Origin of the sequence: Aeromicrobium sp. REDSEA-S32_B7 (genome assembly GCF_001626145.1) — a bacterium.
GTDB classification, from domain to species: domain Bacteria; phylum Actinomycetota; class Actinomycetes; order Propionibacteriales; family Nocardioidaceae; genus Aeromicrobium; species Aeromicrobium erythreum.
Map to the genome: position 1 here is coordinate 1 of NZ_LUNF01000331.1, position 3,118 is coordinate 3,118.

General features: G+C 70.8%; 5 protein-coding genes and 1 pseudogene. 3 read left to right on the plus strand and 3 right to left on the minus strand.

Annotation, left to right across the window (positions count from 1 at the left end):
- The first annotated feature begins 142 nt into the window (after window positions 1-142).
- The 3 genes from A6Q79_RS18420 (at window position 143) to A6Q79_RS18430 (ending at window position 1,800) form a co-directional block, all read left to right on the plus strand.
- Entirely contained in the window at window positions 143-871 is a 729-nt protein-coding gene (locus A6Q79_RS18420) for a TIGR02206 family membrane protein (RefSeq protein ID WP_286689588.1), read from the plus strand.
- A gap of 81 nt (window positions 872-952) precedes the next feature.
- A complete protein-coding gene (locus A6Q79_RS18425) occupies window positions 953-1,315 on the plus strand; it encodes a hypothetical protein (protein ID WP_067854635.1) in 363 nt (120 codons plus the stop codon).
- A 119-nt stretch (window positions 1,316-1,434) separates the two neighbouring features.
- Window positions 1,435-1,800: a hypothetical protein gene (locus A6Q79_RS18430; protein ID WP_067854638.1), complete on the plus strand. Its 366-nt coding sequence runs from the start codon at window positions 1,435-1,437 to the stop codon at window positions 1,798-1,800.
- Window positions 1,801-1,818: 18 nt separating this feature from the next.
- Here the strand turns inward: A6Q79_RS18430 and A6Q79_RS18435 are convergent, their stop codons facing one another.
- The 3 genes and pseudogenes from A6Q79_RS18435 to A6Q79_RS18445 form a co-directional block, all read right to left on the minus strand.
- Window positions 1,819-2,310 (minus strand): YajQ family cyclic di-GMP-binding protein, encoded by a 492-nt coding sequence (locus tag A6Q79_RS18435; RefSeq protein ID WP_067854641.1) that lies wholly within the window; start codon window positions 2,308-2,310, stop codon window positions 1,819-1,821.
- Between the two features lie 93 nt (window positions 2,311-2,403).
- On the minus strand, window positions 2,404-2,889 hold the full coding sequence (locus A6Q79_RS18440; protein ID WP_067854644.1) for an SRPBCC domain-containing protein: 486 nt from the start codon (window positions 2,887-2,889) through the stop codon (window positions 2,404-2,406).
- A gap of 1 nt (window position 2,890) precedes the next feature.
- Window positions 2,891-3,118, minus strand: a pseudogene (locus A6Q79_RS18445) (hypothetical protein); the annotation flags it as partial.

A 3,118-nucleotide genomic window follows, 5' to 3' on the forward strand; every position in this document is an offset into this window, starting at 1 on the left:
CGACCTCGACGAGCACCTCGCGGCCGCCGGGTTCGCGGTGGAGCAGCGGTTCGCGACGTGGGACCTGCGACCCCTGACCGCCGACGCCGACTTCGCGGTCACGATCGCCCGCCGCGCCACCTGACCGGGCTACGCTGCGCGCGTGGACATCGACGGCACCACGCTGCTGGCCTCGGGCGACTTCCAGGCGTACGGCACGAGCCACCTGGTCGTCCTCGCGCTGTTCGCGATCGGTCTGGTCCCCGTGGTCCTGCTCGGTCGTCGGGTCCGCGGCACGACCGCGGAGGCGACGACCAGCCGGGTGCTCGCGCTCGGCATCGTGGCCGTCACCGTCCCGCTGCAGGTGCTGCAGCTCCTGCCCGGCGAGTGGAACCCGCGCACCTCGTTGCCGTTCCAGCTCTGCGACCTCGCGTGGATGTTTGCGGTGCACGCGCTGTGGACGCGCTCGCGCCTCACGTCGACGGTCACCTACCTGTGGGGCCTGACGCTGACGACGCAGGGCATGGCCACCCCCGACCTGTCGTCCGCCTGGCCCGAACCGCGCTTCGTCATGTTCTGGGCCATGCACGTGCTGATCGTCTGGGCCGCGGTGTACCTCGTCGCCGGCCTGCGCGTCCTGCCGACGTGGGGGACCTACCGCCGCACGGTCGTCATCACGCTCGCGTGGGCGGCGGCGGTCATGGCCTACAACGCGCTGATGGACACCAACTACGGCTACCTCAACGGCAAGCCGAACCGGGCGTCGCTGCTCGACGTGCTCCCGGCATGGCCCTGGTACGTGGCGGTCGAGATCGTCGTGGTCGCCGCGGTCTGGGCGCTGCTGGTGTGGCCGTGGACGCGAGGGAGGGCGCCCGCTCGGGCCGCTGCGTGAGAACGCTCTCATCCGTTCGTCATGCGGTTCTCACGGTCCACCGATTCGATGAGGGTCATCCACCGAACGAAGGAGCTCTCCATGACGACCCTGCGCGCCCTCGCCGCGACCGCCACCGCCCTCGTCCTCGCGCTCGGCGTGAGCGCCTGCGGCTCGGACGACGACGATGACGACGACGTCCGTCCCGCCGCGACGTCGGCCCCGGCAGCCACGGCCGACACCTCGGCCTCGGCCGCGCCGCTCGACGGCCCGGTCGACGACGCCGACCTGCGCAGCGAGCTGGAGAAGATCGCGCTCGACGAGGTCGGCGAGGGTCGGGTCACCGACGTGGAGTACAGCGACGACCGCGACCACGCCTACGAGGTCGAGGTCGACCTCGGCAACGACGACGACGTCACCGTCGAGATCGCCGAGGACAAGTCGGTCGTGCGCGTCGACCGCTGACGCCTCGCACCCCGAGCAGCAGAGCGCCCCCGCCGGACCAGTCCGGCGGGGGCGTCGTGTCGGGCCGAGACCAGGAAAGTCGCTGGGTCGATCGTCGGTCGGGTCCCTAGGGTCGACGCATGGACGAGCACGCCGACACCGCCGGGACGATCGCCGCCGTGGGGTGCGCTCGCTGCGGTCGTGAGGTCGACCCCACGGCCGACCTGGCGATCACGATCGTGGTGGGCCGGTCCGAGCGCCTGGACGCCGAGGGGGAGCGCTGCTTCCGTCACGAGCAGGTGCTGACGTTCTGCCACCTCGAGCACGCCAACGCTCACCTCGCCGAGCACCCGCTGCGGGACGAGTGGCCGGACAGCGAGGTGCTCGAGTCTCACGACGGCGCCCTCGGGGCGTTCGGCTGCTTCCTGCTCGCCGCGGTCCTCCTGGTGCTGCTCGTCGTCGGCGCGGTGGTCAGCGTCGGCTGGCTCTGGGACGTCGTGACCTGACGACCTGGCCGCAGCGTGTCAGCGGTAGTTGACGAACTGCAGGGGGAAGTCGAGGTCGGCGCCCTTGAGGAGCGCGATGACCTCCTGGAGGTCGTCGCGCTTCTTGCTGGTGACGCGCAGCTCCTCGCCCTGCACCTGCACCTTGACGCCCTTCGGGCCCTCGTCGCGGATCAGCTTGGAGACCTTTTTGGCCTGCTCGGTGCTGATGCCCTGGCTGAAGCTGCCGTTGATCTTGACGTCCTTGCCGCTCTGGCGCGGGTCGCCGGTCTCGAGCGCCTTGAGGCTGATGCCGCGCTTGATCAGCTTCTCCTTGAACACCTCGAGGACGGCGAGGGCCCGCTCGTCGGCGTTCGCCGTGATCTCGATGCCCTCCTCGCCCTTCCACTCCAGCAGCGCGCCGGTGTTCTTGAAGTCGTAGCGCGTCGAGATCTCCTTCATCGCCTGGTTGAGCGCGTTGTCGGCCTCCTGGCGATCGAGCTTGCTGACGATGTCGAACGAGGAGTCGGCCACGGGTTCTCTCCTGATGGGTGTCGGGACGGCGAAGGGGTGGGACCCGCAGGTCCCACCCCTCAGCCTAGGCGCTCGCGCGCGCCCGGTCGTCGCTCAGGCGGCGAGCAGCACGTCGATCTGGTCGATCGCCGAGCGGCTGCCCTCCTCGACGCCCATGTCGATGACCTGCTGCAGCGCCTCGAGCGTCGCGTAGGTCGACGTGTACACGGCACGCGTGCCGCCCTCGATGGGCTCGAAGCGGAAGGTGTTGGTCGAGACCGGCATGCCCTCGACGGGCTGGAGGTCGTCGTCGGCGAACCCGTCGCGGAAGTCGAAGCCGTGCGGGGCGTCGACCGCCGTGACCTCCCACCAGCCGCCGAAGCGCTGCCCCTCGGGGCCGGTCATGTAGTAGGTGACCCGGCCGCCCTCGCGCAGGTCGTGGTCGACGAACGTGGCGGGGAAGGAGGGCGGTCCCCACACCCGCTCGAGCTGGCGCGGGTCGGCGTAGATCGCGAACACGCGATCCACGGGTGCGGCGAACTCGGCGGTGATGGTCAGGGTGCGCTGGTCCAGGTCCTTCTGGACGTCGGTGACGGGCATGTCAGGTCTCCTCGGGAGGGGGTTCGGTGTGGTGCTGGGGGTCCTCGGGCGTGCTGAGCAGGAGGTCGTCGATGCGGGCGACGCGTCCGCGCCACACGTGCTCGAGCTCGTCGAGCAGGGTGCCGACCGACCGGACGGCCTCGACGTCGCCGCTCGCGAGCGCCTCGCGGCCGACCCGTCGCTTGGTGACGAGACCGGCGCGCTCGAGCACCGCGACGTGCTTCTGCAC